Below are 23,988 nucleotides of genomic sequence, written 5' to 3' on the forward strand. Positions count from 1 at the left end.
ATAATAATCAATCCGGAGCGGGACGATCGCCCTTGGACGCATCCTGCGTAGGGTGGGCCAATTGCCTAAAATTGCTTGTTAATAAATTTGCATTCGCTTGTTGCGGATTCTTCTCCGTGCTAATCCCTGTTGCAGGGTCGCACTGAGTTTCGGCAATGTCCGCGTAGACGGACCTGCCCAAGTCCAAATTTTGATGGGAACGTAAGCAGTCGTACCTGGCTGTGAACGGGGGATGGATTCAATGCGCAAGTCCAGCAAGGCACGCCTTTTTTCGACGTGCCTGACCGGAGCGGTTCTCGTTGCGGCAATGCCCGCCTGGGGACAGACCAGCGAGGCTCCAACCTGGAAGCCGCGTGCCGAAGTCGATGCCCAGGTCGGCGAGAATATCGGGGTCTCGACCTCGCTGTTCGCGCCGATCGCGCAGAATGATTCGGGGCTCGTCTATGTCGACGGCCGCATCGGCTACGACCAGCGCTTCGATCGCAACGGCTCGGCCACCGTCGGCGCCCGCTTCCGTGCCGGCGAGGATTTCGCGATCGGCGTCAATGCCGGCGCCGACTTTTATCGCTCGGATATCGGCAAGCGCGATCAGACGGCAGTGTCGCTGGGGCTCGAGGGTTTCTCGTCGGTGTTCGACGTGCGGATCAACTATCGGCTTCCGCTCAGCAAGATTGAGACGATTGGCTATATCGATCCCGCCGCGGCGCCTTCCGGAACCGGTGCGCTGGTGCTCGAAAACAACCGACTTTTCGAGCGCTATAGCGGTTTCCGGCTCGAAGCGATCCCGCTGGAGGGCTTCAATGTCGAAGCGGGCGTGCGCTTGCCGGTGGGCAGCAATGCCAGCATCCGCGGGTCGGCTGCCGGGTTCGACTATAGCGATTCCCGGGCCGACGACAATTATCGCGGGTACCGCGTCGGGCTTGAGATGGACGTCGAAGACAAGGGCAGCGGCGCGCGCTTCACCTTTGGCGGCACCCTTGAGCATACCGAACGCTATGGCACCGACGCACGCGCCACGGTGCGGTTGTCGGTGCCCTTCGGCGGACGCGCGAGTGATCGCGGCGCCGTTCCGACCGGGCTCGACCGCCAGATGGGCGACCGCGTGCGGCGCGATTACGTCGCGCGCTCGGGCAGTCGCTACACCGATCTGACGAGCTCGCGTTTCGCTATCGATGCGCGTACCGGCAATCCGTTCGGCGCATTCTATTATGCCAGCGGCACGGGGGCCGCCGGGTCGGCCGGCACGCTCGCGGCGCCGACGACGCTCGGCGACGCCGTCACCCGCGCCGGTGCCAACGGCGTCGTCGTGGCGCTGGGCAGCGGCGGCAATATCAACACCACCGGCGTCACGCTGGCGACCAACCAGTATCTGGTGGGCGGCGCCAGCGCAGTCGACGTGCGCCTGATCAACGGTAGCACCGTCGCCTACGGGGTCGGCGGCACCAACGGGGTGATCGTGGGCACAGCGGCGGGCACCCCCGCGGTCGCGCTCGGCCAGGGCTCGGTGGTCCGCGACGTCACCGTTCGCGGGGCGGGGGTCGGCATCGCCGCCAACGGCGTCGGCGGCTTCGCGCTCGATCGCGTCATAATCGAGAATACCGGCGGCGCCGGGCTCTCGCTGACCAACACCCTGGGCTCGGTCGCGCTCACCGGCCTCACCGTGCGCGGCGGGGCGGGCGCGGGCGTCCTCATCAACGGCGGCAGCAGCATCAGCCTCGCCAATTCGACGATCTCGGGCGGTGCGGGCGCAGTCGACATCAACGATGGCGGCGCCAACGTCGCGGTCTCGCTGTCGAACCTCACGCTGTCGGCGACCGGCGGCAATGTCCTCGACATCGACGGATCGGGCGCCGGAACCGTCACCGTCACCAGCATGTCGGGGATCACCGTGCGCGGCGGCACCGGCGAGACCGGCGGGGTCAGCGTCCGCTCGGCGACCTTCGACGCGAACACCACCACTACGGGCATCCAGACGGTCAATGCCGGGCGGATGGAAGTCGGTACCACCGCGGCGCGGGTCAACGGCCAGGGCGTGTTCCTCACCGACGTCACCGGCAGCCTGAGCTTTGCCGATCTCGACATCGCCAACAGCAACGCGACCGGACTCCGCGTGGCGAATCCGAAGGCGAACAACTTCACCCTGGCGACGCTCGACGGCACGATCGATACCGTCGGCGGCACCGCGGCCGACCTCGACCCGCTGACGATCGACCTGATCTTCGCCGGCATGCGCTCGGTCGGCGCGACCGGCCCCGGCGTGCGTCTCGATACCGTCCAGGGCGGCGGCACCGGCGGCAACGCACTCACCATCGGCACGCTCACCGTCTCGAACAGCGGCGCCGAGGCGCTCGTCATCCTCAATTCGACCGGGCTTGTCCGCGTCAATGGCGGCACGGTGACCAGCAGCGGCGGCAGCGCGGTGCGCGTCGGTACCGCGGGCGTCGCGGGCAGCGGCGGCAGCGTCAATTTGGTGTTCGGCGCGGCGATCACCGATACCGCCGGCGCGGCGCCGATCGTCGCGCTTTTCAATACGAGCGGCACGATCAGCTTCACCGGGCCGATCACCGGCACGGGCACCGGCGGCATCGTGCTCCAGGACCTGCTGGCCGGCGCGTCGGTCAATTTCGGCGCGATCAATCTCACCGATACGATCGGCGACGCGGTCAGCCTCAACAACCTCGCCGGCGCGGTCCGCTTCAACGGGCTGGTGACGATCGCCAATCCGACCGCGAACGGCATCGTCATCGGCAATGTCCCCGGCGGCGTGACCTTCGGCGATGTCGACATCACCGGGCTCGGCGACTTTACCGGGCTCGACGTGCGCGCCACCCAGGGCACGGTGCTGTTCAACACGCTCGACATCAGCGGCACCGGCGTGGGCACCGGCATCGACGTCACCGGATCGACCAACAGCGGCAACGTCATCGTCCTGACCGGCAGCGTGATCCAGAATGTCGATATCGGCGTCGACCTGACCAATGCCGCGATGACCGGCCAATTCCGCTTCGGCGACGGCGACGGCGGCACGATGAACAGCCGCATCACCGCGAATACCCCGATCGTGATCGCGGGGATGAACACGACGCAGGGCAGCTATAACTTTGCCGACGTGATGCTCCAGGGCGACATCACCAACATCACCGGCACGGGCTTCACGGCCTATTATGCGCAGGTCGGCGCGACCGGAAGCGGCACGCGCGACGACCCCGGCAGCCTTGCCGGCGCCGAAGCCTCGGGCGCGCAATATATCGTCCTGCTCAACGACGGCGTCGGCGCGCAGGACGTGTTCGACGCGACCACCGCAGGCGGGTCGTTCGACCTTGCCGCGGGCCAGGCGCTGATCAGCTTCCTCAACCAGGACTTCTTCGCGGTCGGCAGCGCGAGCATGCCCGCCAATCTGATCCTCACCGGCGTGGGGCCCTCCGGGATCACCAATCCCTATGCCGGCTCGGGCGGCGCGGTGCTGACCACGACCCTTGCCGGCTCGGCGACGGTCAACCTCGCGACCAACAGCAGCATCGACGGGCTCGTGATCCGCAACGCCGCCGGCGATGTCGGCGTCGAGGGCAGCGGCGTCGGCAACGTCCGCATTCTCAATTCGGACATCTCGGGCGCGGCCGGCGCGATCGCGATCAGCGACGGCGGCGCGGCAAGCTCGGTCCAGCTGACCAATCTCGACCTCGCCTCGACTTCGGGCGTGACGCTCGCGCTGAACGGCGCCGGGGCGGGGACGCTCAGCGTCTCGGCATCCAATGTCGATATCGCAGCCACCGGCACCAGCGCGGCGCTGTCGATCGCCGACGTCGAATCGACCGGGATCAGCTTCGGCTCGGTTACCACCGGCACGTCGGCGACCGGCGCGGTTTCGATCCAGAACGTCAGCGGCGGCAGCGTCGCGATCGGCAGCGTCGCAGTCGCCGGGACCACGACGGGCGAGGGCATCTCGATCGAGGGCGCGAGCAGCGCGATCAGCATCGACTCGATCAACGTCGCGGGCACTGCCGAGGATGCGGTTCGGCTGGTGGACAATAGCGGTGCGATCACCATCGGCACGATCAGCGCGGGCGCCAGTGGCGTAAGCGGCGACGGCGTCCAGCTCACCCGCAATGGCGCGGTCTCGATCGGTGCGCTGGTGGTCAACGGCGCCAACGCCGGCCTCGCGATCGAGGATAGCCTGGGCAACGTCACGATCGGCGACGCGGCGATCAGCGGCGTCGGAAGCGGCGTGATCATCGACGGCGTCGGCACAAGCTCGGCCGTTTCGATCGGCGACCTGAGCATCAACGGCACTTCGGCGACGGGCATCTCGCTCAGCCGCGTCGAGGGCGGCGTGACCTTCACCGGCACGACCGACATTACCGGCGTCGGTACCTCGGGCATCGTGCTCGGCGCGGGCAGCACCGGCACGATCGGTTTCGGCGACGTCAACATCACCGGGCTTGCCGCCGGCACCACCGGCGTGATGGCGCGCGCCGCTTCGGGCACGATCACCTTCAACACGCTCGACATCACCGGCGCCTCGACCACCGGCACGCGCGGCATCGACCTGACTGGCGCGACCTTCGCGACCAATTTCATCACTACCGAGAGCAGCAGCATTACCGGTGTCGGCGTCGGGGTCGACCTCTCCAACGCCGCGATTACCGGCAGCTTCCGCTTCGGCGACGGATCGAGCACCGACGCCGATGGCGCCGCCTCGACGATCGACGCCGTGGTGCCGATCGAGATCGCCGGGCTCAACGGCGGCGTCGGCAGCTACAATTTCGCCGATGTGAACCTGATCGGCGATACCAGCCGGCTGGTGACTTCGGCGACGACCTATTTCGTCGCGGCGGGCGCGACGGGCGCGGGCACGATGGCCGATCCGGGCAGCCTCTCTGGCGCCGAGGCTTCGGGCGCGCAGATCATCGTGCTGCTCAACAATCCCGCGGGCGGCCAGGATGTGCTCGACGCCGTCGACGCAGGTGGCAGCTTCGACATCGCTGCCGGCCAGTCGCTGCTCGGCTTCCTCAACGGCGACACGCTGACGCTGCCGGGCGGCGGCCCGGCCAATCTGATCGTCTTCGGGCTCACCCCGGGGCAGATCGTCAATCCGTTCACCGGCTCGGGCGCGCCGATCCTCACCAATTCGGGCGGCGGCGATGGCGTGGTGCTCGCCTCGAATACCATCGTCGACGGCATCCTGATCGACGTCCCGGTCGGCATCGGCATCTACGCGTCGGGCGCCGCCAACGTCACGATCCGCAACAGCGTGATCGGCGGCGGATCGGGCGCGATCGGGCTCGCCGATGGCGGGCTCGCGGCCAGCGCGGCGCTGACCAACTTGCAGCTCACATCGGGCGGCAATGCAGTGCTGTCGCTCGACGGCACCGGCGCGGGCACGCTCGCGATCACCGCGCTCGACGATATCCGCATCCTGGGCGGCAATGGCGAGACGCTCGGTCTGTCCGGCCGCGACGTGCTCTTCGATGCCGACCTGACGACCGCGGGCATCCAGGCGCTCGCCGGCACGCTGCAGATCGGCACGACGGCGGCGCGGATCGGCGGACGCGGGCTCTATCTCGACGGCGCCGAGGGCACGACCGACCTCACCCTCGACATTGCGACCGACGGCGGCGCCGGCATCTACGCGCTGGGCGGCGCGGGCGGGCTGCAGCTCGGCATCGCCGGCGGCACGATCGACGTGGCCAATGCAGGCGGCGATTACGGCCTCTACCTGGAGAATCTCGGTTCGGCAGTGACGCTTGGCGCGCTCGATTATGCCGGCACCGGGGTGGCGGTGTGGAGCCAGAACGTCACGGGCGCCGGGGCCGGCGGGCTCGCGCTCGACATCGCACGGCTGACCGTCGCCGACGGTGCCGGCGCCGCGATTCGCATGACCGGCGGCGCCAGCGGCAGCTTCAGCTTCGGCGCGGCCTCGTCGATCGGCACCACCACCGGCGCCGGCGCGATCTGGATCGACAATAGCGGCGCAAGCGCGCTCAATTATGCCGGCGGCATCACCTATGCCGGCGCCAATGCGGCGGTGTACGTGGCCGGCGGGCATACCGGCACGATCGATATCGGGGGCACGATCGATGCGACCAGCGGCACTGGCCTCGTCTTCGACAATGCCGACGGCGTCTACAGCTTCACCGGCACGACCGCGATCGACGCCGGCGCCGCAGGGATCGTCGTCGCCAACGGGTCGGCGGGCACCTTCACCTTTGGCGCCGGCAGCTCGGTCGTCGCCGCCGGCGGGCCCGCGCTCCAGGTCTCCGATTCGAGCGCGGCGATCACCTATCTCGGCGCGCTCACCGCCTCGGGGGCCGGCAATGGGCTCGACATCGTCAATCACACCGGCGAGCTCGACTTCACCCTTGCGACGCTCGACCTCAGCGGCGGCACGACGCTCGGCTTCGACAATGCCGACGGCATCTACCGCTTCGGGTCGTTCGCCACGACCGGCGGCGCGACCATCGCGATCGTCAACGGCTCGGCCGGCGCCTTCACCTTCGGCGACGTCGAACTCGCGGGCATCGGCGCGGGCCAGACCGCGGTCGACCTGACCGGCGCGACCGGCAACGTCACCTTCCAGACGCTCGACATCACCGGCACCGGCGGCACCGGAATCGATCTCACCGGATCGACCACCGCGGCGAACATCATCGTCAGCGAGAGCAGCAATATCACCGGGCTCGACGTGGGCGTCGACCTCACCAATGCCGCGATCACCGGCAATTTCCGCTATGGCGACGGATCGAACCTCGACGCCGACGGGGCAGCCTCGTCGATCAGCGCGGTCACCCCGCTGGTGATCGCCGGGCTGAATGGTGCCGTTGGCACCTATGATTTCGCCGATGTCGTGCTGACCGGCGACACCAGCACGCTCCAGACCAACAAGTCGATGTTCTGGGTCCAGGCCGGTGCCACCGGCGCGGGCACGCGCAGCGATCCCGGCAGCCTCGCCGCGGCCGAGGCGTCGGGCGCCCAGGTCATCATCCTGCTCGATACGCAGATTGGTGCGGGTCAGGACGTGATCGACGGGGCCTCGGCCGGCGGCGGCTTCGATCTCAATGCCAATCAAAGCCTGCTCGGCTTCCTCAACGGCGACACGCTCAGCCTGGGCGGCGGCGCACCGGCCAATCTCCTCCTGTTCGGCATCGCCGGCGGCACGGTGACCAATCCCTATGCGGGGTCGGGCGCGGCGCTGCTCACCACCAGCCAGGCCGGCGCTACCACCGTCAACCTCGCCTCGGGCGCAGTGATCGACGGCGTCGAGATCGGCAATCTCGACTGGCGCGGTGTGTACGGCGCCGGCGTGGTTGGAGCGACGATCCGCAACAGCGTGATCCACGGCGGCGTCAGCGCGATCCAGATCGTCGATGGTGGCGCCAGCGCCAGCATCGCGCTCAGCAACCTCACGCTGTCGAGCGACACCGGCGACGTGCTCGCGCTGCTCCGCACCGGTGCCGGCCAGCTGACCGTCACCCAGCTTGCCGACATCACCATCGCCGGCGGCAACAGCGGCGCCGGGCTCAACAGCTTCGAGGCGATCTTCGACGCCGATCTCGCCACCGCGGGAATCCAGGCTGTCACCGGCACGGTGACCGTCGGCAGCGCCGGAAGCCGCGTCGGCGGCGCCGGACTGGTTCTCGAGGACGCGACCGGCGCGCTCAATCTCACGACCACCATCTACAACACCGATGAGGTCGGCCTTTTCGCCCTGGGCGGCGCCGGCGGCTTCGCGCTGACGATCACCGGCGGTAGCATCGACACCGGCCCGGTCACCACCACGGGCTCTGCGCTGTACCTTGCCGATCTTCTGGCCGACATTCAGCTCGCCAGCGTCACCTATGCAGGGCCCGCTTCGGGCGTGACCGCGCTCAACGTGACCGGCGTCGGCACCGGCGGCCGGGCGCTCGATATCGGCACGCTGACCGTCGCCAGCGGCGCCAATCGCGGTATCTTCCTCGACGGCACGACCAGCGGCAATTTCAGCTTCGGCGCGGGCTCGTCGATCGTCGGGACCACGGCGGCGGGCATCGAGCTGGGCAACAGCGGCGCGGGCAGCCTCAACTATCTCGGCAACATCACCGGGGTGACTGCCGGCGCGCTGGTGTCGGTGACCAGCGGCCATATCGGCACAGCTAGCTTCAGCGGCACGCTGAGCGCCACCGGCGGCACCGGGCTCCAGTTCGACAATGCCGACGGCACCTACACCTTCTCGGGCACCACCACGCTCAACGGCGGCGACGCGGGCATCGATATCGTGGGCGGCTCGGCCGGCACCTTCGCCTTTGGCACGGGCACGTCGGTCACCAGCCCGAGCGGCACCGGGATCAACATCGCGAACTCGACTGCGGGCATCACCTATTCGGGCAACCTGACCTACGCGACCGCTGGCCAGGCCGCGATTGCCGTCGTCAATCATTCGGGCGGGACGATCGCCTTCCAGACGGGCACGATCAACGCGACCAACGGCACCGGGCTTCAGTTCGACAATGCCGACGGCACCTACAATTTCACCGGCACCACTACGCTCAATGGCGGCGACGCCGGCATCGACATCGTCAACGGATCGGGCGGCACCTTTGCCTTTGGCACGGGCACGTCGGTCACCAGCCCGAGCGGCACCGGCATCAGTGTCCAGAACTCGACTGCCGGCATCGCCTATTCGGGTAATCTGACCTATGCCACTGCGGGGCAGTTCGCGATCCAGGTTGCGGGCCATTCGGGCGGCACGATCACCTTCCAGACCGGTACGATAAACGCGACCAATGGCAGCGGCGCGCAGTTCGATAACGCCGACGGCACCTATGATTTCACCGGCACCACCACGCTCTCGGGCACCGCGGCGGGCTTCGATATCGTCAATGGTTCGAGCGGGACGTTCGGCTTCGGATCCGGCACGACCATCGACGCCACCGTACTGGGCTTGGGTCTGAGCAACTCGACCGCGAACGTGACCTTCGCCGGCACGCTGAACTCGAGCGCGGGCTATGCCTTTGCGGCTAATGCCGACCAGAGTACGCTCGACATCAGCGCGGCTACGCTGAACGTCACCAGCCTGGGCCTCAACTTCAACAACGCCGACGGCACCTACACCTTCGGCTCGTTCGCCCTCTCCAATGGCGCGAGCATCATCGTTGCGAACGATTCTGCCGGCAGCCTGACCTTCGGCGACGTCGACATCAGCGGAATCGGAGCGGGCCAGACCGCGGTTAACCTCGTTGGGGCGGTGGGTGACGTCACCTTCAACACGCTCGACATCACCGGCACGTCGACCACCAACAGCCGCGGAATCAATCTGTTCGGCAACACCGGCACCGGTGACATCGTCGTCACCAACAGCAGCAGCATCACCGGCGTCGGCACCGGCGTCGACCTGACCAACGCCAACCGCACCGGGCTCTTCCAATATGGCGATGGCGAGAGCGCGATCGACGTCGCCTCGACGATCAGCGCGGTCACGCCGATCGCCATCTCCGGGCTCAACGGCGGCGCCGGCACCTATAATTTCGCGGACGTCAATTTGGTCGGCGACACCAGCGGGCTCGCGACTTCGGCGACGGTCTATTACGTCCTCGCCGGCGCGAGCGGCGCGGGCACGCTGGGCGATCCGGGCAGCCTGGCGGGCGCCGAGACCGCCACTGCGGACTTCATCGTCCTGCTCAACGATCCCAATGGCGGCCAGGACGTGCTCGATGCGCTCGGCACCAACGGCAACGACACGCTGGTGCTCGACGTCAACCAGGCGCTGCGCAGCTTCCGCGACAGCAACACGATCGCGCTGCCCGGCGGCGCGCCGTCCAACATCATCCTTACCGGCGTGACCACCGGATCGGTGACCAACCCCTATGCCGCGTCGGCGCTCACCGCGACCGACCGCGCGCCGGTCCTGACGACCACGGGCGCCGCGAACACCGTGACGCTGGCGACGGGTAGCAGCATCGACGGCGTGTTCGTGCAGAGCGCGGGCGGGTTCGCCGCGGTCTATGGCAGCGGCGCGGTAGGGGCGACGGTCTCGAACTCGACGCTTTCTGGGACCGGCACCGCGCTTCGCCTGCTCGCGGGCGGCGCCTCGGCCAGCGCAACGCTCACCAATCTCAGCCTCTTGGCCAGCGGCATCAACGCCGCGGTCGAATTGAGCGGCGCCGGCGCGGGCGGGCTGACACTCGCCGGCTCGGGCATCGACGTGACGCACAGCGGCTCGGGCGCGCTGCTGCTGATCGACGACGTGCTGATCGACGGCGCCAATCTGAGCTTCGGCGCGGTGACGTCGACTGCTCCCGGCAGCGGCGTCGATCTCGGCGGCATCGTCGGGTTCGGCGATCTGAGCTTCGGCAGCATCACTGTCGCTGGTTCGACTGGCAACGGCGTCGCGCTCCACAACAGCGGCGTGATCGTCAACCTCGGCGACGTCACCGTCTCGGGCGCGGCGGCCGCCGGCATCGCGCTCAACACCAACAGCGGCGCCACCACGATCGGCGCGATCGACATCGCCTCGAGTGCGGTCGGGATCACTACCAGCGGGCTCACCAGCACGCTCACCGTCGGCGACGGCACGATCGACGGCGCCACCACCGCGGGCATCGTGATCGGCGCCGGCAGCACCGTCCTGCTCGATTTCGGCAATATCGACATCACCGCGCTCCAGGCCGGCGCCCGCGGCGTCGATGCGCGCACGATGGGCGGCGGCAGCGTCTATTTCGAGACACTCGACGTCACCGGCGCCTCGGCGGTCGGCACAGTCGGCATCGATCTTTCGGGCAACAATGGCGGCGGCGCGTTCACCGTCAACGAGAGCAGCGCAATCACCGGCGTCGATATCGGCGTCGATCTCAGCAACGCCTCGCGGACCAGCAACTTCCGCTATGGCGATGGCTCGAACATCGACCTCGACCTCGCGGCCTCGTCGATCAACGCCGTCACGCCGATCGCAATCACCGGGCTCAACGGCGCCACCGGCAATTACGACTTCCTCGACGTCACGCTCACCGGCGACACCAGCCAGCTCGAGGCCGACGCCTTCTTCGTCCAGGCCGGCGCCACCGGCGTGGGCAGCGCGACCAATCCAGGCAGCCTCGCCGCCGCGCAGGCCTCGGGCGCCGCGTTCATCGTCCTGCTCGACAGCCAGGCCGGCGCGGGCGCTTTCGACACCATCACCGGCCCGTTCACCCTGGCCGACGGCCAGACGCTGCTCGCCTTCCGCAATGTCGATACCTTCAGCGTCGCGAGCGGCGCGCCTGCGAACGTCAAGCTGTTCAACATCACCACCGGCACGATCGACAACCCGTTTGCCGGCTCGGGCGCGCCGCTGCTGACCTCCGCCAATGCGCTCGGCACCGTGCAGCTTGGCGGCACCAGCACGATCGACGGCGTCGTCGTCTCGAACACCGGCACCGGTGCAGGCATCTATGCCAACGGCACCGCCGGCACCGCGACGATCCGCAACAGCACCATCTCGGGCGGCGGCGCGGGGATCGATATCCGCTCGGGCGCGGCGACGCGCGTCGTCAACCTCCAGAACCTGGCGCTGCGCAATGTCGGCAACAATCCCGGCGCGCTGCTCAACCTCAACGGCACCGGCGGCACGCTGACGGTCACCGGCATGTCGAACTTCGCGATCGACACCAGCGGCGGCGAGACCGCGGGGCTGATCTTCAACACCGTCACCTTCGACAGCAACCTCGCCGCCGCGGGCATCCAGGCAGTCAATGCCGGCGCCTTCACCATCGGCACCAGCGGCGCGCGCGTCCAAGGCGACGGCGTCAGCCTCACCAACGTCTCGGGTGCGCTGACCTTCACCGATATCGACATCGCCAACAATGGCGGCACCGGGCTGCTGGTGGCGAACTCGAAGGCGAACAACTTCCTGCTCACCACGCTCGACGGCAGCGTCGACACGACCAACGGCACCGCGGTCAACCTCGATCCGCTGGTCGTGAACATGACGCTGGCCAGCATCGATGCGAGCGGCGGCGCCTGGGGCGTGCTGCTCGATCAGGTCGAGGGCAGCTTCACCGTCAACGGCGCCGTCAACGTTACCGGCGCCACCACCGCGGGCATCGCGATCCAGGACAATACTGCCCAGGCCAGCCCGCTCGCGGCCAACTTCAACGGCGCGGTGACGATCAACAACACGACCGGCGCGGGCCTGTCGCTGACCAATAACACCGGCGCGACGATCGCCTTCGCCGGCGGCGGCACTGGCATCGACGTGGTCACCACCAGCGGTGCGGGCCTCATCGCCTCGGGCGGCGGCACGATCAGCTTCGCAGGCAGCGGCAATTCGATCCAGACCGCCACCGGCCAGGTGCTGAGCCTTGCCAACGTCACTGCGGCGGCGGGCGGCATCGCCTTCGGGTCACTGGCAAGCACCGGCACCGTCGCCGGCGCCACTGCAATCAACCTCAATAATCTCGACGGTGGCGGGTTCAGCGGCGGCACCGTGTCGATCGCCGGCACCAGCGGCGCGACCAGCGACGGCATCTTCATCGGCGGCGGATCGAACTCGACGATCAGCTTCGGTGCGACCACCATTGCCGCCACCGGCGACGAAGGCGTGGAGATCAACGGCGCGGGCAACGGCGCGGTGACCTTCTCGAGCGTGACGATCGACGATACCGCCGGCAACGGCGTACTGATCGACGGCGCGACCGGATCGGTGACGATCAGCGCGGGCGCGATCGGCGGCACCAACGATCCCTCGGGCAACGGCGTCTTCGTCAACGGCGGCAGCGGCAACGTGACGATCGATGCCGCGATCACCAAGACCAGCGGCAATGTCGCCCTCGCGATCGCCAATCGCGCGGCGGGGACGCTGTCGTTCGGCGGCGACATTGCCGCGTCAGGAACGGGTCTGGGGGTCGGGATCGATACGGTCACCGGCGGATCGGTGACGGTAAGCGGGAACCTGACGCTTAGCGGCAACCAGAATTTGATCCAGGTCCGCGATTCCGCCGCCGCGATCACCTTCTCGGGCGCCAGCAAGAGCGTCACCGGGACTGCCCTTCAAGCCATCAACCTCACCAACAACACCGGCAGCACGATCGCCTTCACCGGTGGCGGGCTGAGCGTCGGGGGCACCACCGCGACTGCGTTGAACGCCAGCGGTGGCGGCACCCTGGCCGTCACGGGCAGCGGCAACACGATCAACGGCCCCGCGGCGCTGAGCCTCAACGGGATCACCGTGGGAGCGGGTGGTCTCAATTTCGCCAGCGTGACGACCAGCGCGCGCGCGAGCGGGATCGCGCTGACCAATGTCTCCTCGAGCGGGGGCGGCGCGATCACCCTCGGCACAGTCAACCTCCAGGGCATCACCAGCGCCGCGATCAGCATTGACGGCACGCTCGGCGCCGCGCTGAACATCACCGATCTCGATATCGGGCTGAACAACACCGCCGCGATCGGGCTCGATCTCAATGCCGCGACGCTCGCCGCCGGGATCACCGCCGGCGACTTCGATCTTACCAACGCCGCCGCGGCGGGGACTACCATCGGCGTCGACCTGCGCGGCACGACGGGCGGACAGGTCGTTCGGCTGGGCGATGCGTCTGCGGCCGGAGCCTTCTCGACGATCTCCGGCGTTGCCACCGGCGTCTGGCTGGACTCCGGCACCAACGCGGCCTTCACCTATGGCGACGGCGAATCCGGCACCGACGGCACCTCGACGCTCTCGGCGACCACCGCGATCGATGCCGCCGCGGCACCCGCCGCGGGCACCTACGACTTCCGCGACGTCACCTTCGGCGCTAGCCCCGGCCTCGGCTTCGGGGTCGGCCGCACGCTGTTCGTCGATTCGAACGGCGCGACCGGCGGCGGCAACGGATCGGGCGGCGACGGCGCCAACCCGATGACGCTCGCCGCGGCCGAACTTGCGCTCGCCGCCACCGACGTGATCCTGCTGATCAATAACGGCGCCGCGATCAGCGTCGCGGGATCGAACGGCAACGACACGCTGGCGCTGCTCGCGAATACCCAGGTGCGCGGCTTCGGCCAGGGCCCGCTCGCGCTTACCCTCACCGTGCCTTCGACGATCCTGCTGTCGAGCGGTACGATCAATATTGCCGATCCCACCGGCAACGGCGCGGCGACGCTCACCACCGCGGCGGGCGGCGACGTGATCACGCTCGGCGCCAGCGGCAACCGCATCTCGGGATTCATCCTCGATGGCGCCCCAGGCGGCGCGCTGCGCGGTATCGTGGACAATGGCGGCGCCACCGGCACGCTCGTCAACTTCATGACGATCCGCAATTTCAACGCGGTCGGCGGCTACGGCGTAGAGATTACGCCTTCGACCAACAGCACGATCGATAGCGTCTCGCTCACCGGCAACACCAACGACATCTTCCTCAACGCCGCCGGCAGCACGATCAGCAACGTCACTGCGATCGGCGCGACCGGCACCGCGATCACGCTCAACAACGCCACCGGCACGACGACGCTGACCAACGTCAACATCAGTGGCGCCGCCACCGGCCTGTCGTTCACCACGCCCGCCGGCACGATCAACGCGAGCAATGTCGATATCGCCGGCGCCGGCACTTCGGCGCTGACCGTCAGCGGCGGCACCGCGAGCTTCAACTTCGACGCAGCAAGTTCGATCGTCCAGGCCGCGGGCGGCTTGGTAGTCAACTTCACCGGCAACCACACCACCGGCACCTTCGCCTATGCCGGGCTGATCAACGCCAGCAGCGGCGCCGGGCTCCAGTTCAACAATGCCGACGGCACTTATAACTTTACCGGCACCACCACGCTGAACGGCGGCGATGCCGGGATCGACATCTATAACGGCGCCACCGGCACCTTCGCCTTCGGTTCGGGCACCAGCCTCACCCATAATGGAGCCGGCAATGCCTTCGTGCTGCTGAGCAGCGCCAACGTTACCTATGACGGCACGATTACCGACAATAACGGCGTCGCGGTCGAAGTGGACGGCCATGACGCCGGCACCGCCACCTTCAACGGCGCGATCAGCAGCAGCATTGCCAACGCGAGCACCGTGGTCTCGGTGATCAACAGCAATGCCGGGACGATCGCCTTCAACGGCCAGATGAACATTGCCAGCACCGGCACGGTGGTCAGCCTGTCGGGCAATGACGGATCGACGATCACCTTCAACGCCGGTGGCACCGGGCTCGACATTACCAGCACCACGGGCACCGGCATGCTCATTGCCGGCGGCGGCACGGTCAACGTCCTGGGCAGCGGCAATTCGATCGCAACGACCAGCGGCACGCTGCTTAGCATCGCCAATACCGGCGCGACCACGACCACCGCCAATCTCGACTTCGCCAGCGCGAGCAACACGGGCGGTGCCAACGGCATCCTGGTCAATCGCACCAACGGCACGCTCGGCGGCACGGTGACCATCGCGGGCGGCGCGATCACCGCGACCACCCGCGGCGTCTCGCTCGCGGGCGACACGCTCACCTTCGGCTATGGCGGCACGGTGACGACGAGCGGCGGCGCGGCGCGCTCGGTCGAGGCGACCGGCCGTACCGGCGGCACTGCGACGCTTTCGGGCAATGTCACCGACACCAGCCTGGGTATCAACATCGCCAACAATAGCGGCGGCACGCTTAGCTTCACCGGCCAGTCGGTCAGCCTGAGCACCACCACCAACACCGCGCTGACGCTGGCCAACAATGGCGGCGCGACGGTCAGCTTCGCGTCGGCGGGGGGCGGCAACGGCTTCGACATCGTCACCACCTCGGGCGCCGGCCTCAGCGCCACCGGCGGCGGCACGCTGACGATCTCGGGCAGCGGCAACAGCATCCAGACCGCCACCGGCCAGATCCTCGACTTGACCGGCGTTAACACGGCCGCAGCGGGCATCACCTTCGGCAGCCTGCAGAGCACCGGCACGGTCACCGGCATTGCCGTCAACTTCAACAATTTCGACAGCGTCGGCGGCGGCGCGTTCAGTGGCGGCACTACCACTATCGCCGCGACCACCGGCGGCGACGGGATCTTCATCGGCAACGGCTCGAACGCCAATATCGGCTTCGGCGCGACCACGATCGGCACCACCGCGGGCACGATCGGCGGCGACGGGATCGAGGTCAACGGCTCGGGCAACGGCTCAGTCACCTTCGCGAGCGTCGACATCGACGGCACTACCGCGCACGGCGTCAACGTCACCGGCGCCGCCGGGGCGACCGGCGCGGTCTCGATCAACGGCGGCACGATCGGCGCCACGGCGGGGCCTGCGGGCGATGGCGTCAATCTCACGAGCGGCGGCACCAACGTCACCATCGCGGCGGCGATCACCAAGACCAATGCCGGCAACATCGTCGAGGTGAGCAACCGTGCCGCCGGGACGGCCACCTTCTCGGGCAACCTGTCGGCGACCGGCGGCGTCGCCAACGGCATCCTGCTCAACAACAACAGCGGCGGTACGATCACCTTCTCGGGTGCGACCAAGACGCTCACCACCGGCGCCAACAACGCGATCCAGTTCGATAACACCGGCCCCGTCGGTGCAGCCGTCTCCTTCACCGGCGGCGGTCTCGCCGTCACCACGACCAGCGGGCGCGGCATTACCGCAACATCGACCACCGCGGGCGCAGGATCGCTGGCGATCACCGGCACCGGCAACAGCATCACTTCGGGCGCCGGCATCGCGCTCAACCTGGTCAACACCAACATCGTTGCCAGCGGAGTCAACTTCCAGTCGATCTCGGCGAACGGCGGCACGCGTGGCATCCTGCTCAACACCACCGGCGGCGCAGGCGGGCTGACGATCACCGGCACCGGCAGCACCGATGGTTCGGGCGGCACGATCCAGAACATCTCCCAGCGCGGCATCGAACTGCTCAACACTGCGCTGGTCAACATCGCCAATCTCAATCTGACCAATGCCAGCACCACCGGCCAGGCGGCGGGATCCGACACCGACCTCACCACCGCCAACGGGGCGATCTACCTGAGCGGTGTCGCCACCGCGGTGTTCAACAATGTCGACATTACCGGGACGATCGCCGACAATGGCATCACCGGGATCAACGTCAGCAACTTCCAGTTCAACAACGGCCTGATCGACAATGCCGGCGACGGCATCAACGAGAGCGGCATCGAGTTCATCAACCTCTCGGGCACGTCGTCGCTGACCAACACCGAGATCCGCTTTTCGGAGACCAACAGCCTCGACATCCTCAACACCGACGTGAACCTCAACCTCACGCTCAACAACGTCATCTTTCGCGACACGCAGAGCAGCGCGACCAATGGCGAGGGCGGATTCCAGTTCCGCAGCTTCAGCAACGCCGCGGGCGCGCCGACGACCAACATCGACATCCTCGACAGCGACTTCTTGCGGCTGCGCACGCAGGCGATCCAGGTGATCGGCGAGGATGATTCGATCGTGAACATCGACATCACCAACAACGTGATCAACGTCGATACCGGGATCGGCACCGGCATAGACATCAACGGCAACGACAGCGCGACGGTCAATTTCAACATCATCGGCAACCCGACGATCCGCGCGAGCGGCGGCGCTGCCGTCAACATCACCTCGTTCGGAACCGCCAACGTGATGGGGCGGATCAACAACAACTCCAACATCGCAACATTCAGCCAGTCGGGCACCAGCAATGCTTCGGGAAGCGGCGTCCGCTTGGTGGCGCAGGAGAATTCGCGCGTGATCGCCGAGGTCTCGGGCAACGCGATCAACATGGGCGCCTTCAACAACAGCGCCGCGGTCGATGTGATCGCGCGCGAAGGCACCGCCCGGCTTGATCTGCGACTGCTCAACAACGTGATCGATTCGACCGACACGGCCACGCTCGCCGACATCAATTTCCAGAGCGGCTCGTCGTCGGGAAGCAATATCGAAACCAACCAGATCTATGCCTTTATCGCCAACAACAACCTCACATTGGGCGCCTCGCCGGTGGTGTTGCGCCTGCGCGTGTCCGAGCTCGACAATACCCACGATCCGCGGATCTTCCTCGAGGGCTTCGTTGAGGGTGGCGCGGGGCTGGATGACGACGCTGTCGCGACGTGGAACGCCAACGGAAACACGCCGGGCGCGAACACCGGCAATATCACGGTCAGCTTGTCGGGCACCGCTACCGCGCCCAGCGCGGGCAATGCGGTGGCGCCAAGCAATCCTCTGCCCTGAGGGGCGGGTCGGCGATGCGAGGGCGGGAGCGACCCCCACCGCTCCTGCCCTCGCTGGCGGATTGATGTCAGGGATCGACGCGCATCGTCCTGCGAAAGGCACGAGCCCAGAGGCCCAAGCGATACCCTGCGTAACCTGGGACCGGCCTCGCTTACGCGCATACTGACCGGGGAAAGGGCGTGAGGCCGTGAGGCTTTCCCGTTCGCCCTGAGCTTGTCGAAGGGCCGTTCTTCTTTTGCCAGTTGGAAGAAGGGCAGGGCTTCGACAAGCTCAGCCCGAACGGGAGTGGTTGGTGGTGCTTTCCCAGGCGCATATCGGACTGGCGAAGTCTCCACGTCGATGCGCCACGCTCTCCGGAGTGACCGCCCGTCATTGGGCGAGCGGCCGCCTCGCGGTTCGATTGACAGCCGCAGCGGTGCAGCCTAGTTGGTAATGATAATCGCTCGCAACCGACTGCCGAACCCTGTCCAGCTCCAATATCCGAATCTGGTATCTGGTCCATAAATGGACCAGCCTGATCTGCACGGCATTCCTGCTGATGCTGTGCATCACCGGGCTGCCGCTGATCTTCCACGACGAAATCGACCGACTGAGCGGCGAGACGACGCAGTTCGGCATGCCAGGGGTCGGATCGTCGGGCACCACGCCGGGACTGCTGCCGCTCGATGAGATGATGGCCCGTGCGTTGGCCGCGCGGCCGGGCGAAGTGCCGCTGTTCATGGCGTTCGACAACGATCAGCCTTCGATGACGATCACCACCGGTCCCAAGCCCGACGCGCCGGGGTCGCAGATGACCATCCAACTGTTCGACCGCTCGACCGGCAAGGCGCTCGGCCAGGAAGCCGAGGGAGAGGGGGTGATGCACTTCCTGCTCCAGCTCCATACCGACATGTTCCTGGGGCTGCCGGGAATGCTGTTCCTTGGCGCGATGGGCGTGCTGTTCACCGTCGCCTTGGTCTCGGGGGTGGTGCTCTATGCGCCGTTCATGCGCAAGCTTGGCTTCGGCACGCTGCGGGTCTCGCGCAGCACGCGGCTCAAATGGCTCGACTATCATAACCTGCTCGGCATCGTCGCGCTCGCCTGGATGACGGTGGTCGGCGTCACCGGGGTGATCAACACCCTCGAGGATCCGATCAACAAGCTGTGGCGCAGCCGCGAACTCGTCGCGATGACGCGCGAATATGCCGGCAAGGGTGCGCTGCCTCCCTCGCGCTACGGTTCGCTCGACAAGGCGATGGCGGAGGCGCGCAAGGCACTGCCCGGCAACAACCCGCAATTCATCGGCTTTCCCGGCGGGAAGTTCAGTTCGAGCCACCACTACGCCGTGTTCTTTCAGGGCGATACGCCGCTCACCGAGCGCCTGCTGACTCCCGCGCTGATCGATGCCGAGACCGGCGCCTTCACCGCGGCGCGCGCGATGCCGTGGTACAACAAGTCGCTCTCGCTCTCGCGGCCGCTGCACTTCGGCGATTATGGCGGGCTGCCGCTCAAGATCCTCTGGGCGATGCTCGACCTGTTCACGACCGTGATATTGGTAACCGGCCTCTACCTCTGGCTCGGCAAGCGCCGCGCCTCGCCCGCCGCGCATGTCCGCGAAGTCGAGAGCGGCGGCGTCGTGGTCCCGGCCGAATGACCCAGCGCATTTCGAAGCGGCAGGGGCTGGGCGCGATCTTCGCGATCCCGCTGGCGATCGCGGTGCTGAGCAGCGTCGCGTTGGTCGTCGCGCTCACCGGCGACGGCTGGCGCGATATGCTTTCGTGGATCGGGCTTGCCGTGCCCGTCCTTGCCGTCGGCTGGGCGATGCGCGCCCGCCGCGCCTGAACCTCCTGTAGCGTATCAAAGGAACCGATACCGTGATCAAGACTCGCCTCCGCACCGTATTGCGCCTGACGCTCGGCGCCTCGGCGCTGGCGCTCGCGTTTCCGGCGCACGCGCAGGAAGCGCAGACGGACGGAAGCTCGGAGGATATCCTGGTCACTGCCCAGCGCCTGAACCAGACCGGCGTGACGCATGGCGGGCGGGTCGGCGTTCTCGGCGACAAGCCCGCTGAGGACGTGCCCTTCGCGGTCAAGAGCTACAACGCCGCGCTGATCCTCAACCAGCAGCCGCAGACGCTCGGCCAGGTGCTCGACAACGATCCCTCGGTGCGCACCAGCTATGGCTTCGGCAATGCCGCCGAGCAGTTCGTCATCCGCGGCTTCGCGCTGTTCAGCGACGATGTCGGCTTCGACGGCCTCTACGGGATCACCCCGCGCCAGCTCATCGCGCCCGAGCTGTATGAATCGGTCCAGGTGCTCAACGGCTCCAGCGCCTTCCTCAACGGCGCGGCGCCCGGGGGATCGGGCATCGGCGGCAGCGTCAATCTGAGTCCCAAGCGCGCCGGTGACCGGCCGCTGACCCGGCTCACAACCAACTACACCTCGAGCGGCCATTTCGGCGGCAGCTTCGACGTTGCTCGCCGCTTCGGCGCCAACAGCGAATGGGGCGTCCGCATCAATGGCGCGGCGCGGCGCGGCGATGTCGGCATCGACGACGAGTTCCGCAGCGCGTATCTGCTCGGCGGCGCGATCGACTATGATAGCGGCCCGCTGCGCCTCTCGCTCGACCTCGCCTATCAGAAGGTGCGGGTGAACCAGCTTCGTCCCAAGCTGACGCTCCCCGCCGCGATCACCGTAATCCCCGACGTGCCTCGGGCTACCGTCAATTATGGCCAGCCGTTCAACTTCACCGAGCTACGCGACATCTACGGCCAGTTCCGCGCCGAATATGACCTGTCGGACAATGCGTTGGTCTATGCCGCGTTCGGCGCGCGCGACGGTTCCGAGGACGGCTTCTACGGCACCTTCTCGCTGCTCGATGCCGCGACCGGCACGATCTCGATCTCGGGTTCGCGCATCCCGCGCACCGACAATAACGAGGCGGCGCAGGCCGGCATCCGCGTCAAGCTAGCCCAGGGCGGGATCAGCCACGAATTCAACTTCGGTGGCTCGATGAACTGGATGACCAACCGCAACGCGTTCGAATTCTATGCGGTGTCGCCGGTGCGCAGCAATATCTACAACCCGGTGATCATCCCCCAGCCGAGCACCGTCACCTCGCGCGGCGGTAACATGGCCGAGCCCTTCCCGATCTCGCGCATCCAGCTGGCGAGCGCCTTCGCGTCGGACACGCTCGGTTTCTGGGACGACCGAATCCTGCTGACCGGCGGGCTGCGGCTCCAGCAGATCACCGCCAAGACCTATTCGAACGTCACCGGCGCGCAGACCGCCGAATATCGCAAGGATGCGGTGACCCCGGTGGTCGGCCTCGTGATCAAGCCGGTCGATGCGGTGTCGCTCTACGCCAATCGCAGCGAGGCGCTGGTCCAGGGTGCGACGGCACCCGCGGTGAGCGGCGGGTTCAACGTCGTCAATGTCGGCGAGATCCTGCCGCCCTATATGTCGACGCAATATGAAGTCGGCGGCAAGCTCACGCTGCGCGACGTCACTGCGAGCCTGTCGTTCTTCACCACCGAGCGCGAGACGGCGATCCTGGTGCCGGTGCCCGGTCCGCCGGCCAACGACGCGCGCTTCGAGGCGTCGGGCCGCCAGCGCAACCGCGGCATCGAGCTGAGCATCCAAGCCGAACCGGTCCAGGGCCTGCGCGTCATCACCGGTGCCTCGGTGATCGACGCCAAGCTGCGCCGCCAGACTAACGGGCTCAACGAGGGCAACAAGGTCGCGGGCGTCCCCGATTATCTGGTGAACGGCCATGTCGAGTGGGATCTGCCGTTCGTCACCGCGCTGACGCTGACCGGCCGCGTCGTCCATACCGGCGAGCAGCCCGCGAACAACGCCAACACGCTGGCGCTGCCCAGCTGGACGCGCTTCGACCTGGGGGCGCGCTATGTCGCGCTGGTGAGCGACAAGCCGGTCACGCTGCGCGCGGGCGTCGATAACGTGGCCAACAAGCGCTATTGGGCCTCGGCATTCGACAGCTCGCGCCCCGATCTGCTCCAGGGCGCCCCGCGGACCTTCAAGCTCTCGGCCTCGATCGACCTATAGGCCTTATTTGGGCTTCGGCGCGGCGGGGGCGGGCGCCGCCGGCAACGGGCTCTTGTCGAGCGCGATCAGACCGGCGGGAAAGTCCTTGAGCGTCACCGGCACCACGATCCGCTGGCCGTTGCCCGCGGTGAAGCCGATCTTGAGCGTCTTGCCGCCGCGCAGTGCCGCCAGCAGCACCGCGTCGATGGACGTGCCGGTATAGGCGCCATTCTGGTCGCTGGTCTGCACGACCAGCGGCTTCTCCGCCGCCTCGTCGACCTGCAGGCTCACGCCCGAGGGGAACAGCACGCCGTGCGGTAGCGCGACCGTCATTGCGTGCCCGGCCTGTGGCGTGCGCTGGAGGATCACCGTCAGCAGCCGCTGCTTCTGCTCGCCCGCCAGCAGGTTCTGCACCAGGCTGCACGGCTGGCTGGCGGCAGGGGCGGGGGCAGGGGTCGCGGGCGTTGCGGCAGGCGCGGGCGCGCATACCAATTGCCAGGCCGGCCCGGCAGGTTGCGCCGCGGGCGCGCCAGGCGAGGGCGCGGCCGGCGCCGCCTGCACGCCGATCAAGCCCAGCACGGCTACCAAATGATTCATTCTGTCCTCCCGCTTTCCCTGCAGCCTAGACCAGCGCGGCGGCGGGTCAACGGCGTTGACAGGCCCGCGCTTCCCGCAGCCTCGACCTTCGCGGCTTGGGCGAAGGCGTGTCGGACGAGGGGTTCGAGCTGCATCAGCACAGATCGCAGGGCGATCAACGCCGCCGAAGCCCCCAATGAAGCCGCCCCGGTGCCGCATCCGCACCGATTTCGCCGATGGCGTGCCCGGCGCTGTCCTGAAACCGCTCTCCTGGAACGTTTTCGTCACTCGACGCGCGTGATCCACCAGTTGTACGCGAGCCCCTCGCAGCGCTAGGACTATGCGATGGTTGCAAAGGTCAAGACCGCCAAGCCGCTCAACGTCCGCGAGCGCCGCAAATCGCTGCGGCTCCACGGCACGATCGCGCGCGATCTCGGCATCCTGATCGTGTCGGGGCGCTACAAGCCCGGCGAAGTGCTCAACAACGAAGTCGCGGCGAGCGACCGGCTCCACGTCTCGCGCACCGCCTATCGCGAGGCATTGCGCATCCTCGCGGCCAAGGGGCTGGTCGAGAGCCGCCCGCGCACCGGCACGCGAGTCAGCGACCGCGAGAAATGGCACCTGCTCGATCCCGACGTGTTGTCGTGGATCTTCGAATTCGAGCCCGACGATGAGCTGCTCTATAGCCTGTTCGAGCTGCGGAAAATCTTCGAGCCCGAAGCTGCGGCGCTGGCCGCCGAGCGCCGCTCCGATACGCAGTTGAAGCGCATGCAGGTCGCGCTCGAAGGCATGACGACACACACGCTGGCGGTGGAGGAGGGACGGATCGCCGACCAGGACTTCCACGCTGCGTTGCTCGAGGCCTCGGCCAATCCCTTTATCACCACGCTGACCACCAGCGTCAGTGCGGCGGTCGCCTGGACGACGATCTTCAAGCAACGCAACAGCCCGCTCCGCCGCGATCCGATCCCCGACCACCAGAAGGTCTATGACGCGATCGCGGCGGGCGACGCCGAGGGCGCACACGCCGCGATGTCGCACCTTGTCGACATGGCGTTCCTGGATACCACCCGCAGCAAGGGCCCCAAACTCCGCCAGCCCAAGGGCACGCGCGGGGAAGTGGTGGCGGGTTGAGTGGAGAGTAGGGGCATCGTCATCAAATTCCCCTCCCTGAAAGGGAGGGGTTTAGGGGTGGGTTTTAGCGCTGGGCAGGGCTCGATGCCCTGTCCAGCGCTTCGATGCTTGGCGGTTGAGTCTTTTTGGGCGCGCAGACGCGCG

6 protein-coding genes are annotated in these 23,988 nt (G+C 67.5%); 5 read left to right on the forward strand and 1 reads right to left on the reverse strand.

Features of this window, described 5'->3' with window-relative positions; genetic code table 11:
* Positions 1–307 precede the first annotated feature (307 nt).
* The 4 genes from RZN05_RS01435 (at position 308) to RZN05_RS01450 (ending at position 22,155) form a co-directional block, all read left to right on the forward strand.
* The gene (locus RZN05_RS01435; protein WP_317224846.1) at positions 308–18,112 is read left to right on the forward strand and encodes a hypothetical protein; all 17,805 of its coding nucleotides are present in this window, start codon (positions 308–310) and stop codon (positions 18,110–18,112) included.
* Between the two features lie 493 nt (positions 18,113–18,605).
* Positions 18,606–19,745: a PepSY-associated TM helix domain-containing protein gene (locus RZN05_RS01440; protein ID WP_317227536.1), complete on the forward strand. Its 1,140-nt coding sequence runs from the start codon at positions 18,606–18,608 to the stop codon at positions 19,743–19,745.
* On the forward strand, positions 19,742–19,933 hold the full coding sequence (locus tag RZN05_RS01445; RefSeq protein WP_317224847.1) for a hypothetical protein: 192 nt from the start codon (positions 19,742–19,744) through the stop codon (positions 19,931–19,933). The genes RZN05_RS01440 and RZN05_RS01445 overlap by 4 nt, the downstream gene beginning before the upstream one ends.
* Positions 19,934–19,965: 32 nt before the next feature.
* Positions 19,966–22,155: a TonB-dependent receptor gene (locus tag RZN05_RS01450; protein ID WP_317224848.1), complete on the forward strand. Its 2,190-nt coding sequence runs from the start codon at positions 19,966–19,968 to the stop codon at positions 22,153–22,155.
* A gap of 3 nt (positions 22,156–22,158) precedes the next feature.
* Here the strand turns inward: RZN05_RS01450 and RZN05_RS01455 are convergent, their stop codons facing one another.
* Positions 22,159–22,731, reverse strand: a complete 573-nt coding sequence (locus tag RZN05_RS01455) for an invasion associated locus B family protein (RefSeq protein WP_317224849.1) — start codon at positions 22,729–22,731, stop codon at positions 22,159–22,161.
* A gap of 324 nt (positions 22,732–23,055) precedes the next feature.
* Between RZN05_RS01455 and RZN05_RS01460 the strand changes: the two genes are divergently transcribed.
* A complete protein-coding gene (locus tag RZN05_RS01460) occupies positions 23,056–23,844 on the forward strand; it encodes a FadR/GntR family transcriptional regulator (RefSeq protein ID WP_317224850.1) in 789 nt (262 codons plus the stop codon).
* Positions 23,845–23,988: the final 144 nt, after the last annotated feature.

Source organism: Sphingomonas sp. HF-S4 (assembly GCF_032911445.1).
Taxonomy (GTDB): Bacteria; Pseudomonadota; Alphaproteobacteria; order Sphingomonadales; family Sphingomonadaceae; genus Sphingomonas; species Sphingomonas agrestis.